18 protein-coding genes are annotated in these 20130 nt (G+C 70.9%); 17 read left to right on the forward strand and 1 reads right to left on the reverse strand.

Annotated elements, in window-relative coordinates; all coding sequences use genetic code 11:
- Window positions 1–5: 5 nt before the first annotated feature.
- The 16 genes from ACZ4Z2_RS07610 (at window position 6) to ACZ4Z2_RS07685 (ending at window position 16813) form a co-directional block, all read left to right on the forward strand.
- Entirely contained in the window at window positions 6–878 is an 873-nt protein-coding gene (locus tag ACZ4Z2_RS07610; protein ID WP_468073403.1) for a glycosyltransferase family 2 protein, read from the forward strand.
- Between the two features lie 96 nt (window positions 879–974).
- Window positions 975–1904, forward strand: a complete 930-nt coding sequence (locus tag ACZ4Z2_RS07615; protein ID WP_468073405.1) for an ABC transporter permease — start codon at window positions 975–977, stop codon at window positions 1902–1904.
- Window positions 1897–2664: an ABC transporter ATP-binding protein gene (locus ACZ4Z2_RS07620; RefSeq protein WP_468073407.1), complete on the forward strand. Its 768-nt coding sequence runs from the start codon at window positions 1897–1899 to the stop codon at window positions 2662–2664. The genes ACZ4Z2_RS07615 and ACZ4Z2_RS07620 overlap by 8 nt, the downstream gene beginning before the upstream one ends.
- 405 nt (window positions 2665–3069) lie before the next feature.
- The gene (gene hpnC / locus ACZ4Z2_RS07625; RefSeq protein WP_468073409.1) at window positions 3070–3972 is read left to right on the forward strand and encodes a squalene synthase HpnC; all 903 of its coding nucleotides are present in this window, start codon (window positions 3070–3072) and stop codon (window positions 3970–3972) included.
- Window positions 3969–4919 carry a presqualene diphosphate synthase HpnD gene (hpnD, locus tag ACZ4Z2_RS07630; protein WP_468073411.1) on the forward strand — a complete coding sequence of 317 codons (951 nt, stop codon included), beginning with the start codon at window positions 3969–3971 and terminating at the stop codon, window positions 4917–4919. Before hpnC ends, hpnD begins: the two co-directional genes overlap by 4 nt.
- The gene (locus ACZ4Z2_RS07635) at window positions 4919–5059 is read left to right on the forward strand and encodes a DUF6380 family protein (RefSeq protein ID WP_468073413.1); all 141 of its coding nucleotides are present in this window, start codon (window positions 4919–4921) and stop codon (window positions 5057–5059) included. Before hpnD ends, ACZ4Z2_RS07635 begins: the two co-directional genes overlap by 1 nt.
- Window positions 5056–6483 (forward strand): hydroxysqualene dehydroxylase HpnE, encoded by a 1428-nt coding sequence (hpnE, locus tag ACZ4Z2_RS07640; protein ID WP_468073415.1) that lies wholly within the window; start codon window positions 5056–5058, stop codon window positions 6481–6483. Before ACZ4Z2_RS07635 ends, hpnE begins: the two co-directional genes overlap by 4 nt.
- A 59-nt stretch (window positions 6484–6542) precedes the next feature.
- Window positions 6543–7610, forward strand: coding sequence for a polyprenyl synthetase family protein (locus ACZ4Z2_RS07645; RefSeq protein WP_468073417.1), 1068 nt, complete (start codon window positions 6543–6545; stop codon window positions 7608–7610).
- Window positions 7611–7746: 136 nt separating this feature from the next.
- Entirely contained in the window at window positions 7747–9741 is a 1995-nt protein-coding gene (gene shc / locus ACZ4Z2_RS07650) for a squalene--hopene cyclase (protein ID WP_468073419.1), read from the forward strand.
- The gene (locus ACZ4Z2_RS07655) at window positions 9741–10385 is read left to right on the forward strand and encodes a phosphorylase family protein (RefSeq protein WP_468073421.1); all 645 of its coding nucleotides are present in this window, start codon (window positions 9741–9743) and stop codon (window positions 10383–10385) included. The genes shc and ACZ4Z2_RS07655 overlap by 1 nt, the downstream gene beginning before the upstream one ends.
- A 5-nt stretch (window positions 10386–10390) precedes the next feature.
- Window positions 10391–11413, forward strand: coding sequence for an adenosyl-hopene transferase HpnH (hpnH, locus tag ACZ4Z2_RS07660; protein WP_468073423.1), 1023 nt, complete (start codon window positions 10391–10393; stop codon window positions 11411–11413).
- A gap of 4 nt (window positions 11414–11417) precedes the next feature.
- Complete coding sequence (gene ispG, locus ACZ4Z2_RS07665; RefSeq protein ID WP_468073425.1) at window positions 11418–12575, forward strand: flavodoxin-dependent (E)-4-hydroxy-3-methylbut-2-enyl-diphosphate synthase; 1158 nt, start codon at window positions 11418–11420, stop codon at window positions 12573–12575.
- A 40-nt stretch (window positions 12576–12615) separates the two neighbouring features.
- On the forward strand, window positions 12616–14583 hold the full coding sequence (dxs, locus tag ACZ4Z2_RS07670; protein WP_468073427.1) for a 1-deoxy-D-xylulose-5-phosphate synthase: 1968 nt from the start codon (window positions 12616–12618) through the stop codon (window positions 14581–14583).
- Window positions 14580–15989 (forward strand): aspartate aminotransferase family protein, encoded by a 1410-nt coding sequence (locus ACZ4Z2_RS07675; RefSeq protein WP_468073429.1) that lies wholly within the window; start codon window positions 14580–14582, stop codon window positions 15987–15989. Before dxs ends, ACZ4Z2_RS07675 begins: the two co-directional genes overlap by 4 nt.
- 73 nt (window positions 15990–16062) lie before the next feature.
- Window positions 16063–16698 carry a helix-turn-helix domain-containing protein gene (locus ACZ4Z2_RS07680; protein ID WP_468073431.1) on the forward strand — a complete coding sequence of 212 codons (636 nt, stop codon included), beginning with the start codon at window positions 16063–16065 and terminating at the stop codon, window positions 16696–16698.
- The gene (locus tag ACZ4Z2_RS07685; RefSeq protein ID WP_055521055.1) at window positions 16691–16813 is read left to right on the forward strand and encodes a DUF6126 family protein; all 123 of its coding nucleotides are present in this window, start codon (window positions 16691–16693) and stop codon (window positions 16811–16813) included. The genes ACZ4Z2_RS07680 and ACZ4Z2_RS07685 overlap by 8 nt, the downstream gene beginning before the upstream one ends.
- A 28-nt stretch (window positions 16814–16841) precedes the next feature.
- On the opposite strand, the gene ACZ4Z2_RS07690 is transcribed toward ACZ4Z2_RS07685, so the two are convergent.
- Window positions 16842–17639 carry a tyrosine-protein phosphatase gene (locus tag ACZ4Z2_RS07690; protein WP_468073433.1) on the reverse strand — a complete coding sequence of 266 codons (798 nt, stop codon included), beginning with the start codon at window positions 17637–17639 and terminating at the stop codon, window positions 16842–16844.
- Between the two features lie 221 nt (window positions 17640–17860).
- Between ACZ4Z2_RS07690 and ACZ4Z2_RS07695 the strand changes: the two genes are divergently transcribed.
- Window positions 17861–19933: an alpha-galactosidase gene (locus tag ACZ4Z2_RS07695; RefSeq protein ID WP_468073743.1), complete on the forward strand. Its 2073-nt coding sequence runs from the start codon at window positions 17861–17863 to the stop codon at window positions 19931–19933.
- Window positions 19934–20130 lie beyond the last annotated feature (197 nt).

Here is a 20130-nt window from a genome sequence, read left to right on the forward strand (position 1 = left end):
GCGGCATGAAGGTCGGCGCGGTCATCATCACCATGGGCAACCGCCCCGACGAACTCCGCGCCCTCCTCGACTCGGTCGCCAAGCAGGAGGGCGACCGGGTCGAGGTGGTCGTCGTCGGCAACGGCTCACCCGTCCCGGACGTCCCCGAGGGCGTCCGGACCGTCGAGCTGCCCGAGAACCTCGGCATCCCCGGCGGCCGCAACGTCGGCATCGAGGCGTTCGGCCCCGGCGGCGGGGACGTCGACATCCTGCTCTTCCTGGACGACGACGGCCTGCTCGCCCACCACGACACCGCCGAACTGTGCCGCGCGGCCTTCGCCTCCGACCCCCGGCTCGGCATCATCAGCTTCCGCATCGCCGACCCCGAGACCGGCGAGACCCAGCGGCGCCACGTGCCCCGGCTGCGCGCCTCCGACCCGATGCGCTCCTCCCGGGTCACCACGTTCCTCGGCGGCGCCAACGCCGTACGCACCCGGGTCTTCGCCGAAGTCGGCGGGCTCCCGGACGAGTTCTTCTACGCCCACGAGGAAACCGACCTGGCGTGGCGGGCCCTCGACGCGGGCTGGATGATCGACTACCGGTCCGACATGGTGCTGTACCACCCCACGACCGCGCCCTCCCGGCACGCGGTCTACCACCGCATGGTCGCCCGCAACCGCGTCTGGCTCGCGCGCCGCAACCTGCCCGCACTGCTCGTCCCCGTCTACCTGGGCGTCTGGCTGCTGCTCACCCTGCTCCGCAAGCCCTCGGGCCCGGCCCTGAAAGCGTGGTTCGGCGGTTTCAAGGAGGGCTGGACGAGCGCCTGCGGTCCCCGCCGGCCCATGAAGTGGCGTACGGTGTGGCGGCTGACCCGACTGGGCCGACCTCCCGTCATCTGACAAGCTCGATATCTGAGAGCATGCGGCGGTACCCGGTCCCAGGTTTCCGCCTCGGCCCGACCAGGCTGCGCACTTTGAGGACGAAAGTATCCATTTGTGAGTGAGACAACGCATGACGGCAGGCTCGCGGTGAGCGACCGTCCGTCGCCCGACGACGGGCTCTCAGCGGCGGAACTGGCCGCCAAGTACGGGCTGTCCGTGAGCGGTGCCCGGCCCGGACTCGCCGAGTACGTCCGCCAGATGTGGGGGCGGCGCCACTTCATCCTCGCCTTCTCCCAGGCGAAGCTCACCGCGCAGTACAGCCAGGCCAAGCTCGGCCAGCTGTGGCAGGTGGCCACCCCGCTGCTCAACGCGCTGGTGTACTTCCTGATCTTCGGCCTGATCCTCGACGCCGACCGCGGCATGTCCCGCGAGGTCTACATCCCGTTCCTGGTCACGGGTGTCTTCGTGTTCACCTTCACCCAGAGCTCGGTGATGGCGGGCGTCCGCGCGATCTCCGGCAACCTGGGACTGGTGCGCGCACTGCACTTCCCCCGGGCCTCGCTGCCGATCTCCTTCGCGCTCCAGCAGCTCCAGCAACTGCTGTTCTCGATGATCGTGATGTTCGCCGTGGCGATCGGCTTCGGCAGCTACCCGTCGCTGTCCTGGTTGCTGATCCTCCCGGCGCTGGCGCTCCAGTTCTGCTTCAACACCGGCCTGGCCCTCGTCTTCGCCCGGATGGGAGCCAAGACCCCCGACCTCGCGCAGCTGATGCCGTTCGTGATGCGGACCTGGATGTACGCCTCGGGCGTCATGTTCTCCATCCCGGTGATGCTCGCCGACCACCCCAAGTGGATCAGCGACGTCCTCCAGTGGAACCCGGCCGCCATCTACATGGACCTCATGCGCTTCGCGCTCATCGACGGCTACGGCTCCGAGAACCTGCCCCCGCACGTGTGGGCGGTCGCGGGGGGCTGGGCCGTTCTGGTCGCGCTCGGCGGCTTCGTGTACTTCTGGAAGGCGGAGGAGAGGTACGGCCGTGGCTGAGACCCGAGTCCCCACCGTCATCGCGGACGAGCTGCACATCGTCTACCGCGTCAACGGCGCCAAGACCGGCAAGGGCAGCGCCACCGCCGCGCTCAGCCGCATCCTGAAGCGCGGCGAGGAGCGAGGCGTCCGCAAGGTGCACGCCGTCAAGGGCGTCTCCTTCATCGCCTACCGCGGCGAGGCCATCGGCCTCATCGGCTCCAACGGCTCCGGCAAGTCCACCCTGCTGCGCGCCATCGCCGGTCTGCTCCCGGCGGAGAAGGGCAAGGTCTACACCGACGGCCAGCCCTCCCTCCTCGGCGTCAACGCCGCCCTGATGAACGACCTCACGGGCGAGCGGAACGTCATATTGGGCGGCCTCGCGATGGGCATGTCCCGCGAGCAGATCAAGGAGCGCTACCAGGAGATCGTCGACTTCTCCGGCATCAACGAGAAGGGCGACTTCATCACCCTGCCGATGCGCACCTACTCCTCCGGCATGGCGGCGCGACTGCGCTTCTCCATCGCGGCGGCCAAGGACCACGACGTCCTGATGATCGACGAGGCCCTCGCCACGGGTGACCGCAAGTTCCAGAAGCGCTCCGAGGCCCGCATCCGCGAGCTGCGCAAGGAGGCCGGCACGGTCTTCCTCGTCAGCCACAACAACAAGTCCATCCGGGACACCTGCGACCGGGTCCTGTGGCTGGAACGCGGCGAGCTGCGCATGGACGGACCGACCGAAGAGGTCCTGAAGGAGTACGAGAAGTTCACGGGCAAGTAGTCCGCCTCCACCCGGGCCCCGCCGGAACTGCTCCGGTGGGGCCCGGCGTCTGCGGAGGAGACGGGGACACGGCGTCCGCAAAGGAACCGCCAACTCCGGCAAGGAACAGTCAACTCCGGCCACCGGTAGGAATCTTGGGGGCAATCGGTGCGTTCCTGTGATGTGCCGGACACCCCGACGGAGCGTGGTGCGTTGTAGAACGTAAGCTGTACCGGTGCCGAATCGCGGCAAGTGGGTCCATAATGCGCGACACCCGGCATCCGCCGCAGACGCTGACGATTGGGCGGCGTGTCCGAAATAGTGCGTATTGGGTCGGCAGTGTAGAACGGGAGATGTGACGGCCATGGCTACGGAAACTCCCCAGCTCAACAACGCTGCCGCCGTCCCCGTGCCGGGTGACGGGCGGTGACCGAAACCGGGACGGCGCGCACCGGTGACCCGGAGCGCGACACCCTCGACAAGGCCGCGGCCGAGAACTTCCCCGTCGCGCCGTTCTTCCTGCCCCGGACCTGGCGCGACGACCTGACCGCGCTCTACGGCTTCGCCCGCCTCGTCGACGACATCGGCGACGGCGACCTCGCCCCCGGCGGCGCCGACGCCCGCCTCCTCGGCGTCTCCCCTAAGGACACCGACGACCGGCTCCTCCTCCTCGACGCCTTCGAGGCCGACCTCCGCAAGGTCTTCGACGCCACCCCGGCCCACCCGCTGCTCCGCGCCCTCCAGCGCACCGTACGTCGCCACTCCCTCGGCCCCGGCCCCTTCCTCGACCTGATCGCGGCCAACCGCCAGGACCAGCTCGTCACGCGGTACGAGACCTACGACGACCTGCTCGCCTACTGCGAACTGTCCGCCAACCCCGTGGGCCGCCTGGTGCTCGCCGTCACCGGCACCAGCACCCCCGAGCGGATCCGTCTCTCGGACGCGATCTGCACGGCGCTCCAGATCGTCGAACACCTTCAGGACGTGGCCGAGGACCTCCGCCGCGACCGCGTCTACCTGCCCGCCGAGGACCTGAAGCGCTTCCACGTCCAGGAGGCGGACCTCGCCGCCCCCTCCGCGGGCGCGTCGGTGCGCGCGCTGATCGCGTACGAGGCGGACCGCGCCCTGAAGCTCCTGGACGAGGGCACTGCGCTGGTGGGAAGCGTCCACGGCAGGCTGAGGCTGCTCCTCGCGGGGTTCGTGGCGGGAGGACGGGCGGCCGTCCACGCGATCGCCGCCGCCGAATACGACGTACTTCCCGGCCCACCCAAGCCCGGCAGGCTCCGGTTGCTGCGGGAAGTGGGCGCGACCCTGCGAGGAGAGAGGTGATCCGGACCGTGGAGTCGGACCCACACGCGTCCGCGCCGGTACTCGCCGCCTACAGCTACTGCGAGACCGTCACCGGACAGCAGGCCCGCAACTTCGCCTACGGCATCCGGCTGCTGCCGACGCCCAAGCGCCGCGCCATGTCCGCGCTGTACGCGTTCTCGCGGCGCGTCGACGACATCGGTGACGGCGCGCTCACGGCCGAGGTCAAGACGGCCCGGCTGGAGGAGACCCGGTCGCTGCTCGCCCGTATCCGCGCGGGCACCGTCGACGAGGACGACACCGACCCGGTGGTCGTGGCCCTCGCCCACACCGCGAGCCGCTTCTCCGTCCCGCTCGACGCCCTCGACGAACTCATCGACGGCGTCCTGATGGACGTTCGCGGCGAGACCTACGAGACCTGGGACGACCTGAAGGGCTACTGCCGCTGTGTCGCCGGGGCCATCGGACGCCTCTCGCTCGGCGTCTTCGGTACCGAACCGGGGGCGCGGGGAGCGGAGCGCGCGCCCGAGTACGCCGACACCCTCGGCCTCGCCCTGCAACTCACCAACATCCTCAGGGACGTTCGTGAGGACGCCCAGGGCGGCAGGACCTATCTGCCGAGCGACGACCTCGCGAAGTTCGGCTGCTCGGCGGGGTTCGCCGGGCCGCTCCCGCCGACGGACGCCGACTTCGCGGGTCTGGTGCACTTCGAGGTGCGCCGGGCCCGCGCCCTCTTCGCCGAGGGCTACCGCCTGCTGCCGATGCTGGACCGGCGCAGCGGCGCCTGCGTCGCGGCCATGGCCGGCATCTACCGGCGGCTGCTCGACCGTATCGAGCGCGAGCCGGAGGCCGTGCTGCGTGGCCGGGTCTCGCTGCCCGGACGCGAGAAGGCATATGTCGCCGTGCGCGGACTGTCCGGTCTGGACAGTCGGCATGTGTCCCGGCGTACCGTCAGGAGGCGTGTCTGATGGACAATCCGGTCCAAGGTCATCCCATCGGGGATAAGTGGTACGCAACCCTCCGCGACGCGGACGCGTCCCTGACTGCGACGGCCTGCCGCGGACCGATCCCTCGTACCGGCGGCCCGGCAGGGGAGGGGGCGCGATGACCGACGGAGCACACTCCGGGGGGCTGCCGGACGCGAACCGGACGGGACGGCCCGGCAGTACGGCCGTGGTGGTCGGCGGGGGACTGGCGGGCATCACCACGGCGCTCGCACTCGCCGACGCCGGTGTCCGGGTCACCCTGCTGGAGGGACGTCCGCGCCTCGGCGGCCTGGCCTTCTCCTTCCGACGCGGCACCCTGACCGTCGACAACGGACAGCATGTGTACCTGCGCTGCTGCACCGCCTACCGCTGGTTCCTCGACCGGATCGACGCCGCCGCGCTGGCCCCCCTGCAGAACCGTCTCGACGTGCCGGTCCTCGACGCCCTGGGCAGGCCCGGCCGACGGCTCGGCCGCCTGCGGCGCGACGCGCTGCCCGTCCCCCTGCACCTCGGGCGCAGCCTGGCCACGTACCCGCACCTCTCCCTCGCCGAGCGCGCCAAGGTGGGCCGTGCCGCGCTGGCGCTCAAGGCGCTCGACCTCGACGACCCGGCGCTGGACGAGCGCGACTTCGCCGGCTGGCTCGCCGCACACGGCCAGTCCGCGCGTGCCGTCGAGGCGCTGTGGGACCTCGTGGGCGTCGCCACCCTCAACGCGGTGGCCCGGGACGCCTCCCTCGGCCTCGCCGCGATGGTCTTCAAGACGGGGCTGCTGTCCGACCCCGGTGCGGCCGACATCGGCTGGGCCCACGTCCCGTTGGGCGAACTCCACGACCGGCTGGCCCGCAAGGCCCTGGACTCGGCGGGCGTCCGCACCGAACCGCGGACCCGCGTCACCTCCCTCACCGCCGCCGAGCACGGAGGCTGGCGTGTCGAGGTGCCCGGCGAGAGCCTGGACGCCGACACGGTCGTCCTCGCCGTACCCCAACGCGAGGCGTACGACCTGCTCCCCGAGGGCGCGCTCGACCGCCCCGAGCGGTTGCTGGAGATCGGCACCGCGCCGATCCTCAACGTCCATGTGGTGTACGACCGCAAGGTGCTGAGCCGCCCGTTCTTCGCGGCGCTCGGCTCGCCCGTCCAGTGGGTCTTCGACCGGACCGAGGCGTCCGGGCTGAGCGAGGGTCAGTACCTGGCGCTGTCGCAGTCGGCCGCGCACCACGAGATCGACGAGCCCGTGGCCGTGCTTCGCGAGCGCTATCTGCCCGAGCTGGAGCGGCTGCTGCCCGGCGCGCGCGGCGCGCGGGTGAAGGACTTCTTCGTGACCCGGGAGCGCACCGCGACGTTCGCTCCCACCCCCGGCGTCGGACGGCTCAGGCCCGGCGCCCGCACCAAGGCACCCGGCCTGTACCTGGCCGGAGCGTGGACCGCCACCGGGTGGCCCGCGACCATGGAGAGTGCGGTCCGCAGCGGCGTGAGCGCGGCGGACGCCGCCCTCGCCGCCCTGGGCCGGCCCCGGGACCACCTCTTCGCCTACGAGGAGGCAGCGTGACGCTCGAAGCGCACTCGAACGGTTCCCGCACTCTCGGCACCGCAACTAGAGGAGAGACTGTGCCCACTGTGCCCCCGGCCGCGACGGCAGCCGACGCGGTGGACGTGACCGCGCTCCTGGAGCGCGGGCGGACCCTGGCCACGCCCGTGCTGCGGGCGGCGATCGAGCGGCTGGCGCCCCCCATGAACACCGTCGCGGCCTATCACTTCGGCTGGATCGACACCCACGGCAACCCGGCCGCCGGGGACGGCGGCAAGGCCGTGCGCCCCGCGCTGGCCGTCATGTCCGCCGAGGTCACCGGCGCCGCCCCCGAGGTCGGCATCCCCGGCGCGGTCGCGGTGGAACTGGTGCACAACTTCTCGCTGCTGCACGACGACCTGATGGACGGCGACGAACAGCGCCGCCACCGCGACACCGTCTGGAAGGCGTACGACCCGGCCCAGGCCATCCTGGTCGGCGACGCCCTGATGGTCCTCGCCAACGAGATCCTCCTCGAACTCGGCACCGCCGAGGCGGCCCGCGCCACCCGCCGCGTCACCACGGCGACCCGCGCGCTCATCGACGGCCAGGCCCAGGACATCTCCTACGAGCACCGCGAGCGGGTCACCGTCGAGGAGTGCCTGGAGATGGAGGGCAACAAGACCGGCGCCCTGCTCGCCTGCGCCTGCTCCATCGGTGCCGTCCTCGGCGGAGCGGACGACCACACCGCCGACACGCTGGAGAAGTACGGCTACCACCTCGGGCTCGCCTTCCAGGCCGTCGACGACCTGCTGGGCATCTGGGGCGACCCGGTCTCCACGGGCAAGCAGACCTGGAGCGACCTGCGCCAGCGCAAGAAGTCCCTGCCCGTGGTGGCCGCGCTCGCGGCGGGCGGCCCCGCCTCCGAACGGCTCGGCGAACTCCTCGCCGCCGACGCCAAGAGCAGTGACTTCGAGAGCTTCTCCGAGGAGGAGTTCGCCGCCCGCGCCGCCCTCATCGAGCAGGCCGGCGGCCGGGAGTGGACCGCCGACGAGGCGCGCCGCCAGCACGCCGTCGCCATCGAGGCGCTCGACTCGATCCGGATGCCCGAGCACGTACGGGACCAGTTCACGGCGCTCGCCGACTTCGTCGTCGTACGGAAGAGATGACCGCCATCGGCCGAGCGCCGACCGTCATCGGTCGAATAGCCCTCGCGTAGTCGCCGGCCGGTGCCCGTTCACCGGAGACGCACCGGCCGACGGCTGACCCACCGCAGAGATCCGTCCACTGCACGAAGGGGAAGCCATGACAGCGACGACCGACGGAAGCGCCGGGGCCCTGCCGCCCCGCGCTGCCTCGGCCAGCGACACCACCACCGACACCCCGGTGGCGGCGGGGGTGGAGGACGCCGCCGAGCGCGCCCTGGGGCGTGCCACCGCGTTCCTCCTCGCACGTCAGGACGCCCAGGGCTGGTGGAAGGGCGACCTGGAGACCAACGTCACCATGGACGCCGAGGACCTGTTGCTCCGCCAGTTCCTGGGCATCCGCGACGAGGCCACGACCCGGGCCGCCGCCCTGTTCATCAGGGGCGAGCAGCGAGCGGATGGCACCTGGGCGACCTTCTACGGCGGTCCGCCCGAACTCTCCGCGACGATCGAGGCGTATGTCGCGCTGCGGCTGGCCGGTGACGATCCGTCGGAGCCGCACATGGCGATGGCGTCCGCCTGGATCCGGGGGCGCGGGGGGATCGCCGCGGCCCGTGTCTTCACCCGGATCTGGCTCGCCCTGTTCGGCTGGTGGAAGTGGGACGACCTGCCGGAGATGCCGCCGGAGCTGATCTACTTCCCGACGTGGATGCCGCTGAACATCTACGACTTCGGGTGCTGGGCGCGGCAGACCATCGTGCCGCTCACCATCGTCTCCGCCAAGCGCCCGGTGCGGCCCGCGCCGTTCCCGCTCGACGAACTGCACACCGACCCCGGCCGGCCCAACCCGCCCCGGCCGCTCGACCCGGTGGGCACCTGGGAGGGCGCCTTCCAGCGGCTCGACAAGGTGCTGCACGGCTACCACAAGGTGGCGCTGAAGCGGCTGCGCAGGGCGGCGATGAACAGCGCGGCCCGCTGGATCATCGAGCGGCAGGAGAACGACGGCTGCTGGGGCGGCATCCAGCCCCCGGCCGTGTACTCGATCATCGCGCTCCATCTGCTCGGCTACGACCTCCGCCATCCCGTGATGCGGGCCGGACTGGAGTCGCTGGACCGGTTCGCCGTGTGGCGCGAGGACGGCGCCCGCATGATCGAGGCGTGCCAGTCACCGGTGTGGGACACCTGCCTCGCCACCATCGCGCTCGCCGACGCCGGGCTGCCCGCCGACCATCCCCAACTGGTCAGGGCCGCCGACTGGATGCTCGGCGAGGAGATCGTCCGTCCCGGCGACTGGTCGGTCAGACGCCCCCACCTCCCGCCGGGCGGCTGGGCGTTCGAGTTCCACAACGACAACTACCCCGACATCGACGACACCGCCGAGGTGGTGCTCGCCCTGCGCAGGGTCAGACATCCCGACCCCGAACGCGTCGAGCGGGCCATCGCCCGCGGCGTGCGCTGGAACCTCGGGATGCAGTCGAGGAACGGCGCCTGGGGCGCCTTCGACGTCGACAACACCAGCACGTTCCCCAACAAGCTGCCCTTCTGCGACTTCGGCGAGGTCATCGACCCGCCCTCCGCCGACGTCACCGCCCACGTGGTGGAGATGCTCGCGGTCGAGGGCCTCGCCCACGATCCCCGCACCCGGCGCGGCATCGCCTGGCTGCTCGCCGAACAGGAGCCGAGCGGCGCGTGGTTCGGCCGCTGGGGCGTCAACTACCTCTACGGGACGGGGTCCGTGGTCCCCGCGCTGGTCGCCGCCGGCCTGCCCGCCGCACACCCCGCGATCCGCCGGGCCGTGGCCTGGCTGGAGACCGTCCAGAACGACGACGGCGGCTGGGGCGAGGACCTGCGCTCCTACCCCGACCCCGCCGAGTGGGGCGGCAAGGGTGCCTCCACCGCCTCCCAGACCGCCTGGGCGCTCCTCGCGCTGCTCGCCGCGGGGGAGCGCGACTCCAAGGCCGTGGAGCGCGGCGTCGCGTGGCTCGCACAGACCCAGCGCGACGACGGCGGCTGGGACGAGCCCCAGTTCACGGGGACCGGCTTCCCGTGGGACTTCTCCATCAACTACCACCTCTACCGGCAGGTCTTCCCGCTCACCGCGCTCGGCCGGTACGTCCACGGCGAACCGGCCGTCCTGAAGGCCGGGGCGAGCTGATGGACACGGCCGCCGTCCCCGCGCCGCTGCTGATCGCCTGCGCGCTCGGCATCGAGCAGTTCGCCCTGCGCAGCGGGGACCGGGGCGGCGCCGGGGGCCCGGTCACCGTCCTGCGGACCGGTATGGGGCCCAAGGCCGCCGAGCGTGCCGTCACCCGACTGCTCGCCGACCGGACGCTGGACGGGGCCGCCGTGCTGGCCACCGGGTTCTGCGCCGGACTCGCCCCCGGTATGCACCCCGGTGACCTCGTCGTCGCCGAGGAGACCTGGGGCCCCGGCGGCGCCGTCACGCCCTGTGTGGGTGTGGAACGGCTGGTCAAGGAGCTGGGACGGGCCGTGCCCGGACGCACGATCCACACCGGTCCGCTCATCGGATCCGGTCACGTCGTACGCGGCCAGGAACGGTCGGACCTGTTCGCCACCGGAGCGATCGCGGTCGACATGGAATCCGCGGTCACGCTCCACTGCGCCGTGCGATCGGGCGCGCGCCCGGTTGCGGCCGTCCGGGTGGTCGTGGACGCTCCAGAACATGAACTGGTCCGGATCGGCACGGTACGCGGTGGAATATCGGCTTTCCGCGTTCTTCGTGCCGTCCTCCCCGCTTACTACGAATGGCACCGTTCCTTGCTGCTCCCCAGGAGGTGAGCCAGATGGCCATGCCGCTCCGCCAGTCCATCAAGGTGGCGACGTATCTCGCTGAACAGAGGCTCCGCAAGCGCGACAAGTTTCCGCTGATCGTCGAGTTGGAACCGCTCTACGCCTGCAATCTGAAGTGCGAGGGCTGCGGCAAGATCCAGCATCCGGCGGGAGTGCTCAAGCAGCGGATGCCGGTGGCGCAGGCCGTCGGCGCCGTCCTCGAATCGGGTGCGCCGATGGTGTCCATCGCCGGTGGCGAGCCCTTGATGCATCCGCAGATCGACGAGATCGTGCGGCAGTTGGTGGCCCGGCGGAAGTACGTCTTCCTGTGCACCAACGCCCTGCTGCTGCGCAAGAAGATGGACAGGTTCAAGCCCTCGCCGTACTTCGCGTTCGCCGTGCACATCGACGGGCTGCGGGAGCGGCACGACGAGTCGGTGGCCAAGGAGGGCGTGTTCGACGAGGCCGTCGCCGCCATCAAGGAGGCCAAGCGGCGGGGCTTCAGGGTGACCACCAACTCGACCTTCTTCAACACCGACACCCCGCAGACCGTCATCGAGGTCCTCAACTTCCTCAACGACGACCTGAAGGTCGACGAGATGATGATCTCTCCCGCGTACGCCTACGAGAAGGCACCCGACCAGGAGCACTTCCTCGGTGTGGAGCAGACCCGCGAACTGTTCAGGAAGGCATTCGCGGGCGGCAACCGGCGCCGCTGGCGCCTGAACCACTCGCCCCTGTTCCTCGACTTCCTGGAGGGCCGGGTCGACTTCCCGTGCACGGCGTGGGCCATCCCCAACTACTCGCTGTTCGGCTGGCAGAGGCCCTGCTACCTGATGAGCGACGGCTATGTCCCGACCTACCGGGAGCTGATCGAGGACACCGACTGGGACGCGTACGGCCGCGGCAAGGACCCGCGGTGCGCCAACTGCATGGCGCACTGCGGCTACGAGCCCACCGCCGTCCTCGCCACCATGGGATCGCTGAAGGAGTCGCTGCGCGCCCTGCGCGAGACGGTCTCCGGGAACCAGGGGTGAGGCCATGACCGCCGTGTCCCTCGGGGTGCCGGAGATGCCCGTCCGGCCGATCGCCGAGCGCCGCAGGAGCCGGCAGATCCAGGTCGGGCCGGTCGCCGTGGGCGGCGGGGCCCCGGTGTCCGTGCAGTCGATGACGACCACCCGTACCTCGGACATCGGCGCCACCCTGCAGCAGATCGCCGAACTCACCGCGTCCGGCTGCCAGATCGTACGGGTCGCCTGCCCCACGCAGGACGACGCGGACGCCCTCGCCACCATCGCCCGCAAATCGCAGATCCCGGTGATCGCGGACATCCACTTCCAGCCGAAGTACGTGTTCGCCGCGATCGAGGCCGGGTGCGCGGCCGTCCGGGTCAACCCGGGCAACATCAAGCAGTTCGACGACAAGGTGAAGGAGATCGCGCGGGCGGCGAAGGACCACGGGACGCCGATCCGTATCGGGGTCAACGCCGGGTCGCTCGACCGGCGCCTCCTGCGGAAGTACGGCAGGGCGACACCCGAGGCGCTGGTGGAGTCCGCGCTGTGGGAGGCGTCGCTGTTCGAGGAGCACGACTTCCGGGATCTCAAGATCTCCGTCAAGCACAACGACCCGGTCGTGATGATCGAGGCGTACCGGCAGCTCGCCGCCCGCTGCGACTACCCGCTGCACCTGGGTGTGACCGAGGCCGGACCGGCGTTCCAGGGGACCATCAAGTCGGCCGTCGCCTTCGGGGCGCTGCTCGCCGAGGGCATCGGGGACACGATCCGCGTCTCGCTGAGCGCGCCGCCGGCCGAGGAGGTCAAGGTCGGCATCCAGATCCTGGAGTCGCTGAACCTGCGGGCGCGGCGGCTGGAGATCGTGTCCTGCCCGTCGTGCGGACGGGCGCAGGTCGACGTCTACCGGCTGGCGGACGAGGTGACCGCCGGACTGGAGGGCATGGAGGTGCCGCTGCGCGTCGCCGTCATGGGCTGCGTCGTCAACGGGCCAGGGGAGGCACGCGAGGCGGACCTGGGTGTCGCCTCCGGCAACGGCAAGGGACAGATCTTCGTCAAGGGCGAGGTCATCAAGACCGTGCCCGAGTCGAAGATCGTGGAGACCCTCATCGACGAGGCGATGAAGATCGCCGCGCAGATGGAGAAGGACGGCGTCGCGTCGGGGGAGCCGGCGGTCACCGTGAGTTGACGACACGGGCTGAAGAGCACGGATCGAGAGGGGGCCCGACGTGACGATTCTGGAGAACATCCGGCAACCGCGCGATGTGAAGGCGCTGACCGAGGCGGAACTCGGTGCACTGGCCGAGGAGATCCGGGAGTTCCTGGTGCACGCGGTCGCGAGGACCGGTGGTCACCTGGGGCCCAACCTGGGGGTGGTGGAGCTGACCATCGCGCTCCACCGGGTCTTCGAGTCACCCGTCGACCGCATCCTGTGGGACACCGGTCACCAGAGCTATGTCCACAAGCTGCTGACAGGACGTCAGGACTTCTCCAAGCTGCGCGGCAAGGGCGGCCTGTCCGGCTATCCCTCGCGTGAGGAGTCCGAGCACGACGTCATCGAGAACAGCCACGCCTCCACCGCCCTCGGCTGGGCCGACGGCCTTGCCAAGGCCCGCCAGGTGCGGGGGGAGAGCGGCCATGTCGTCGCCGTCATCGGCGACGGCGCCCTGACCGGCGGCATGGCCTGGGAGGCCCTCAACAACATCGCGGCCGCCAAGGACCGGCCGCTGATCATCGTCGTCAACGACAACGAGCGTTCCTACGCGCCGACCATCGGCGGCCTCGCGAACCACCTCGCCGCCCTCCGCACCACCGACGGCTACGAGCAGTTCCTCGCCTGGGGCAAGGACGTCCTGCTGCGCACCCCCGTCGTGGGCCACCAGGTCTACGAGGCGCTGCACGGGGCGAAGAAGGGCTTCAAGGACGCGTTCGCGCCCCAGGGCATGTTCGAGGACCTGGGGCTGAAGTACGTCGGACCGATCGACGGGCACGACGTCCAGGCGGTCGAGTCGGCGCTGCGCCGCGCCAAACGGTTCCACGGGCCCGTCCTCGTCCACTGCCTCACCCAGAAGGGCCGGGGCTTCGAGCCCGCCCTCGCCGACGAGGAGGACCACTTCCACACGGTCGGCGTGATGGACCCGCTCACCTGCGAGCCGCTCGGGCCCCCCGGAGGGCCGTCCTGGACATCGGTCTTCGGTGACGAGATCGTCCGGATCGCCGACGAGCGGGAGGACGTCGTCGCGATCACTGCCGCCATGCTGCACCCGGTGGGCCTCGGGAAGTTCGCCGAGAAGTTCCCCGACCGGGTCTGGGACGTCGGGATCGCCGAGCAGCACGCGGCGGTGTCGGCGGCCGGCCTGGCCACCGGCGGGCTGCACCCGGTGGTCGCCGTCTACGCCACCTTCCTCAACCGGGCCTTCGACCAGTTGCTGATGGATGTGGCCCTGCACCGGTGCGGGGTGACCTTCGTCCTGGACCGGGCCGGCGTCACGGGTGTCGACGGTGCCTCGCACAACGGCATGTGGGACATGTCCGTCCTCCAGGTCGTACCCGGGCTGCGGATCGCCGCTCCGCGTGACGCCGAACAGCTGCGGGCACAGCTGCGGGAGGCGGTCGCCGTGGACGACGCACCGACCCTGATCCGGTTCCCGAAGGAGTCGGTGGGCCCCGAGATCCCGTCCCTGGAACGGGTCGGCGGCATGGACGTCCTGCATCGCCCCCCGGCCTGCGCGGACCCCGAGGTGCTGCTGGTCGCCGTCGGCGTCATGGCGCCGGTGTGCCTGAAGGCCGCCGAGCTGCTGGAGGCGCGCGGCATCCGCTGCACCGTCGTCGACCCTCGCTGGGTCAAGCCGGTCGACCCGGCGCTGCCCCGGCTCGCCGACGAGCACCGGCTGGTGGCGGTCGTGGAGGACAACAGCCGGGCGGCCGGGGTCGGTTCGGCGGTCGCCCTGGCCCTGGGGGACGCCGACGTGGACGTACCCGTACGGCGGTTCGGCATCCCCGAGCAGTTCCTCGCCCACGCCAGACGGGGCGAGGTGCTGGCGGACATCGGGCTGACACCGGTCGACATCGCCGGGCGGATCAGCGCCTGCCTGGCCGCGAAGGAGAAGGAGCCCGGGTGGGGGACGCAGGCGACGGGCGCGCCGTCGCAGGGGGGTCCGACCGAGGCCGAGCCCGCCAAGGAGACACCACGATGACCACCGGCGAACCCGCCACCGCGACCGGGGAGTTCGACCTCGGCAGACTGCTCGCCGAGCGCGGAGCCGAGCGTTACGAACTCCATGCCCGGCACCTCAACCACCAACTGCCGCGCATGCTGCACACCATCGGCTTCGACAAGGTCTACGAACGGGCCGAGGGCGCGTACTTCTGGGACGCCGAGGGGCAGGACTACCTGGACATGCTCGCCGGGTTCGGGGTGATGGGCCTCGGCCGCCACCACCCCGTCGTCCGCAAGGCGCTGCACGACGTGCTGGACGCGCAGCTCGCCGACCTCACCCGCTTCGACTGCCAGCCCCTGCCCGGACTGCTCGCCGAACGGCTCCTCGCCCACAGCCCGCACCTGGACCGGGTGTTCTTCGGCAACAGCGGTACCGAGGCCGTCGAGACGGCGCTGAAGTTCGCCCGGTACGCCACCGGCCGCCCCCGCGTGCTCTACTGCGACCACGCCTTCCACGGGCTCACCACCGGCTCGCTGTCCGTCAACGGGGAGAACGGCTTCCGGGACGGCTTCGCCCCGCTGCTGCCCGACACCGCCGTACCGCTCGGTGATCTCGACGCACTGGCCAGCGAACTGGAGAAGGACGACGTCGCCGCGCTGATCCTGGAACCCATCCAGGGCAAGGGGGTGCACGAGGCGCCGCCCGGCTATCTCCGCGCCGCCCAGGAACTCCTGCGCCGGCACAAGGCGCTGCTCATCGTCGACGAGGTGCAGACCGGGCTCGGGCGGACCGGGGACTTCTACGCCTACCAGCACGAGGAGGGCGTGGAGCCGGACCTGGTGTGCGTCGCCAAGGCGCTCTCCGGCGGGTACGTGCCGGTCGGGGCGACCCTCGGCAAGGAGTGGATCTTCAAGAAGGTCTACTCGTCGATGGACCGTGTCCTCGTTCACTCGGCGAGCTTCGGCTCCAACGCCCAGGCCATGGCCGCCGGGCTCGCCGTCCTGTCGGTGATGGAGAACGAGGAGATCGTGGCGAACGCCCGCGCCACGGGCGAACTGCTCAAGAGCCGGCTGGGCGCGCTGGTCGACAAGTACGAGCTGCTCAGTGAGGTGCGTGGCCGGGGCCTGATGATCGGCATCGAGTTCGGACGGCCCAGGTCGCTGAAGCTGCGCGGCCGGTGGACGATGCTCCAGGCGGCGCGCAAGGGGCTGTTCGCGCAGATGGTCGTCGTACCGCTGCTGCAACGGCACCGCATCCTCACCCAGGTCTCCGGCGACCACTTGGAGGTGATCAAGCTGATCCCGCCGCTGATCATCGGGGAACGCGAGGTGGACCGCTTCGTCGAGGCGTTCACCGAGGTGATGGACGACGCGCACAACGGCGGCGGGCTGATGTGGGACTTCGGCAGGACCCTGGTGAAGCAGGCGGTGGCCAACAGGTAGCGCGTCCCGAGCGGCTTTTGCCTCTGAGACAAGAAATTTGCCCCGCAGGCAAAGCTGCGGCTGAATTGAGGGCATGAGCCCTTCCCAGGGTACGGACCCTCCCGAGCCCGTGGCCGAGGCGGATCTGCCCGTCGTCGCCCCGCAGCTGCGCGCCCTGCGCCGCCGGGCCTCCCTCACGCTGGAGGCGGCGGCCCGGGCCGCCGGGCTGTCGCCCGCACATCTCTCCCGGTTGGAGACCGGGCAGCGCCAGCCCTCGCTGCCGATGCTGCTCGCACTGGCCCGCGTCTACGGTACGACCGTCTCCGAGCTGCTCGGCGAGACCGTCGCCGAACGGGACGCCGTCCTGCGCGCCGACGACATGGAGCCCACCCGGGCCGGCGGCTGGACGTACTGGCAGGCGGGCGCCCCCGGTCGCGGGATGCAGGCGCTGCGCGTCCATGTGCCCTACGGCTCACAGGGCGACATCGTGCGCGTGCACCCCGGCGAGGAGTGGCTGTACGTCCTGAAGGGACGCCTGCGGCTGCGCCTCGGGGACACCGCGCAGCTGCTGGCCCCCGGGGACAGCGCGCACTTCGACTCGCTGACCCCGCACCGCATCGCCGCCGCCGATCACGACGGCGCCGATCTGCTCTTCGTCCACACCCTGCTGCAGAGCCCGACCGCCGCGCTGTGCCTCGGGCCGACCACCCCGGAGACCCCCCATGGCTGACATGGAAGAGAAGTTCCCCCGCGCCCTGTGGGTGCGGCTGATCATCTACATCGCCGTCGGCCATGTCTTCGCGGCCTTCATCTATCTGCTGTTCGAGGTGGGCGCCAAGCAGTGACCGGAGGCGGGAGTGCGGCAGACAGGCCCTAGTCGAGCAGGCGCTCGCGCAGCCGCTCGCGGTTGCCGGGGGTCAGCTTCAGGCCCTGCTCCAGATACGTGTCCACGTCGCCCCAGGTCTCCTCGATCGTGTCGAAGGCCGCCTGGAGGTACTCGGCGCGGGCGTCGAACAGGGGGCTCAGCAGCTCCATGATCTCCGGGGAGTAGGCGCTGGGGGAGTTGCTGCTGCGGCGCACCTTGTAGCGGCGGTGCTTGGCGTTCGACTCCAGGTAGTCGGCCACGATGGCCTCGCGCTCCACGCCGAGGGCGAGAAGGGTCACCGCTATGGACAGGCCCGCGCGGTCCTTGCCCGCCGCGCAGTGCATCAGCGCGGGCACGCTGTCCTCCGCCAGCGCGTGCAGCACTCGGGAGTGCTCGGCCGTGCGGTGCTTGATGATCATGCGGTAGGAGGCGATCATCCGGCCGGCCGCCTTGCCGTCGTCCAGCAGGGCGCGCAGCTGGTCCACGTCGCCGTCGCGGACCATCTTCCAGAACTCGGCGCCGTCCGCCGGGTCGGACAGCGGGAGGTTGACGTTCCGCACGCCGGGGAGTTCGACGTCCGGGCCCTCCAGCTTCTGGTCGGCCGCATTGCGGAAGTCGAAGATCGTGTGCAGTCCGAGGGAGCCGAGGAACGCGGCGTCCTCGTCGGTGGCGTGCGCGAGATGCCCGCTGCGGAACAGCACTCCGTGACGCACCCGGCGGCCGTCCACGGTGGGCAGGCCGCCCACGTCGCGGAAATTGCGCACCGCGGCCAACTCGGGCTCGGTCGACGGGATCTGCTGCGTCACGGGGGCTCCTCCCATCCGGCCGTCGGCGCCGATCGTCGACGGGCACGCGCTCGGCATCGAGGCGCCTCTCGACGATACGACACGCGTGGGCACCGCAATGAGTTGTCCACAGGCGTCCGCGGCGGTCCGGCGCGGGTTTTCCACAGGGGGCGGAGCGCTCCCACGACGACCTGCCATGATGTTGAAGCACGATCGCACCTGTTCGAATTTGTGAGGCCATGATGTTGGACATCGCCACGGACGGCCGGACCTGGCTTCTCACGGGCCCCCGGAGCAGTTACGCCCTGCGGCTCACCGAGAACGACGAGCTGCTGCACCTGCACTGGGGCCCGCGGATCGCCCTCGCCGACGCCGAGGAGCTGGTCGCCCGCCAGGAGTTGCCCTACTGGCCCTTCGAGGCCCCCCTGGACGGCCACGAGGAGTACCCCGTCGAGGGCGGGCCCCGTTTCACCCGCCCCGCTCTCTCGGTCCGCACCGAGGAGCGGCGCGGCACCGAGTGGACCTTCCAGGGGCACGAGGCGGACGGTGACGAGCTGCGTCTGCGCTTCCTCGACGACGGTCTGCGGATCACGCTGCACTACCGGATGCGCGACGACATCGTGGAGCGCTGGGTGACCCTCGCCAACGAGGGGCCCGCCGTGGAGCTGCTGCGGGCCGACTCGGCGACCTGGACCCTGCCCCGCCGCGAGGAGAGCTGGCGCCTGTCCCAGCTGCACGGCCGGTGGGCGGCCGAGTCCCGGCTGGTGCGCGGTGAGCTGACCTACGGGGAGAAGGTCATCGGCAGCCGCCGCGGGCACACCGGACACCAGCACCTGCCCTGGGTCGCTCTCGACACCGACGCCACCGAGGAGCGGGGCGAGGTCTACGGCTGCGCCCTCGGCTGGTCGGGCTCCTGGCGGATCGCCGTGGCCCAGCTGCCGGACGCGCGGGTGCAGATCACCGGCGGCGCCGGGTACGACGAGTCGGGCCTGCTCCGGCTGGAGACGGGTGAGACGTTCACCACGCCCGTCTTCGCCGGACTGTGGACCGACGCCGGCCACGGCGGGGCGAGCCGCGCCTGGCACGCCTACCAGCGGGCGTACATCATCCCGGACGCCGACCAGGACCGGCCGGTGCTGTTCAACTCCTGGGAGGCCACGGAGTTCGACATCTCGGAGGAGCAGCAGCGGGCGCTCGCCGAGCGGGCGGCGGCCATCGGGGTCGAGCTGTTCGTGGTCGACGACGGCTGGTTCGGGGCGCGCACCAGCGACCGGGCCGGCCTCGGCGACTGGACGCCCAACCCGGACCGCTTCCCCGAGGGGCTGAAGCCGCTCGCCGACCAGGTGCACGCCCTCGGGATGCAGTTCGGCATCTGGGTCGAGCCCGAGATGGTCAACCCCGACAGCGAGCTGTACCGGGCGCACCCCGACTGGGCGCAGTTCCAACCGGGACGAAAGCGGACGGAACTCCGCAATCAGCTCGTGCTCAACCTCGCACGGCCGGACGTCCAGGAGTACCTGTGGGAGAAGCTGGACGCCCTGCTCTCCAGTGCCCCGATCGACTATGTGAAGTGGGACTTCAACCGCTGCTTCACGGACGCCGGCTGGCCCGGTGAGCCCTACCCGCAGAAGCTGTGGGTCGAGCACGTGCACGCCTTCTACGCCCTGCTGGACCGGCTGCGGGCCGCGCACCCGGGCGTCGCCTTCGAGTCGTGCTCGGGCGGCGGCGGCCGGATCGACCTTGGGGTGATGTCCCGGACCGACCAGGTGTGGACCTCCGACAACACCGACCCGCTGGACCGGCTCGCCATCCAGCACGGGTTCAGTCACCTCCACCCGGCGCGGGTCATGGCCGCCTGGGTGACCGACAGTCCGAACAACCAGCTCAACGGCCGCGTCAGCTCCCTGCGGTTCCGCTTCGTCAGCGCCATGGCGGGCGTGCTCGGCGTCGGCGGCGACCTCACGAAGTGGAGCGACGAGGAGCTGGCCGAGGCGCGGGAGTGGGTGGAGCTGTACAAGGAGATCAAGCCCGTCGTGCAGCGCGGCGACCAGTACCGGCTGCGCCCGCCGGGCGGAGGCCTGAGCGCCGTGCAGTACGTCCACGGTGACGAGGTGGTCGTCCTCGCCTGCCTCCAGGCCCAGCACTACGGCGAGCCGCTCCCGCCGCTGCGGCTGCGCGGCCTCGACCCCGCGAAGACCTATGAATGCCGCGAAACGGGCGAAGTGCACCGAGGGGCTGTGCTGTTGCACCACGGCCTGCGGACCGGGCTGCGCGGCGACTTCGATGCGACGGTTATCCGCCTGCGTCGCATCTGAGCGTTCTGTCCGAAATGGAGCCATTAATCCAACTGGCCCTGGAATAAAGACTACTGAGGCGTAGGCGCGTGAGCAGCGTCATATCCGTGACGCACCGTCGCCGTCATGCTCACGTAATTCTTGGTCTTTTCCAGGGCGGTTGGAAATAGAAAGACGGCGCTCCATTACGGAGCGTAATCGGGATTCGTTGTATGGAT

This window comes from Streptomyces sp. NPDC030183 (genome assembly GCF_055573455.1).

What these genes read in the sequence shown, in the direction of transcription:
- shc (WP_468073419.1), top strand. Translation starts at nt 7,747, where the DNA reads ATGACAGCGACGACCGACGGAAGCGCCGGGGCCCTGCCGCCCCGCGCT.
- hpnE (WP_468073415.1), top strand. Translation starts at nt 5,056, where the DNA reads ATGACCGACGGAGCACACTCCGGGGGGCTGCCGGACGCGAACCGGACG.
- ACZ4Z2_RS07610 (WP_468073403.1), top strand. Translation starts at nt 6, where the DNA reads ATGAAGGTCGGCGCGGTCATCATCACCATGGGCAACCGCCCCGACGAA.
- ACZ4Z2_RS07685 (WP_055521055.1), top strand. Translation starts at nt 16,691, where the DNA reads ATGGCTGACATGGAAGAGAAGTTCCCCCGCGCCCTGTGGGTGCGGCTG.
- ACZ4Z2_RS07635 (WP_468073413.1), top strand. Translation starts at nt 4,919, where the DNA reads ATGGACAATCCGGTCCAAGGTCATCCCATCGGGGATAAGTGGTACGCA.
- hpnH (WP_468073423.1), top strand. Translation starts at nt 10,391, where the DNA reads ATGGCCATGCCGCTCCGCCAGTCCATCAAGGTGGCGACGTATCTCGCT.
- ACZ4Z2_RS07680 (WP_468073431.1), top strand. Translation starts at nt 16,063, where the DNA reads ATGAGCCCTTCCCAGGGTACGGACCCTCCCGAGCCCGTGGCCGAGGCG.
- ACZ4Z2_RS07695 (WP_468073743.1), top strand. Translation starts at nt 17,861, where the DNA reads ATGTTGGACATCGCCACGGACGGCCGGACCTGGCTTCTCACGGGCCCC.
- ACZ4Z2_RS07675 (WP_468073429.1), top strand. Translation starts at nt 14,580, where the DNA reads ATGACCACCGGCGAACCCGCCACCGCGACCGGGGAGTTCGACCTCGGC.
- ispG (WP_468073425.1), top strand. Translation starts at nt 11,418, where the DNA reads ATGACCGCCGTGTCCCTCGGGGTGCCGGAGATGCCCGTCCGGCCGATC.
- ACZ4Z2_RS07655 (WP_468073421.1), top strand. Translation starts at nt 9,741, where the DNA reads ATGGACACGGCCGCCGTCCCCGCGCCGCTGCTGATCGCCTGCGCGCTC.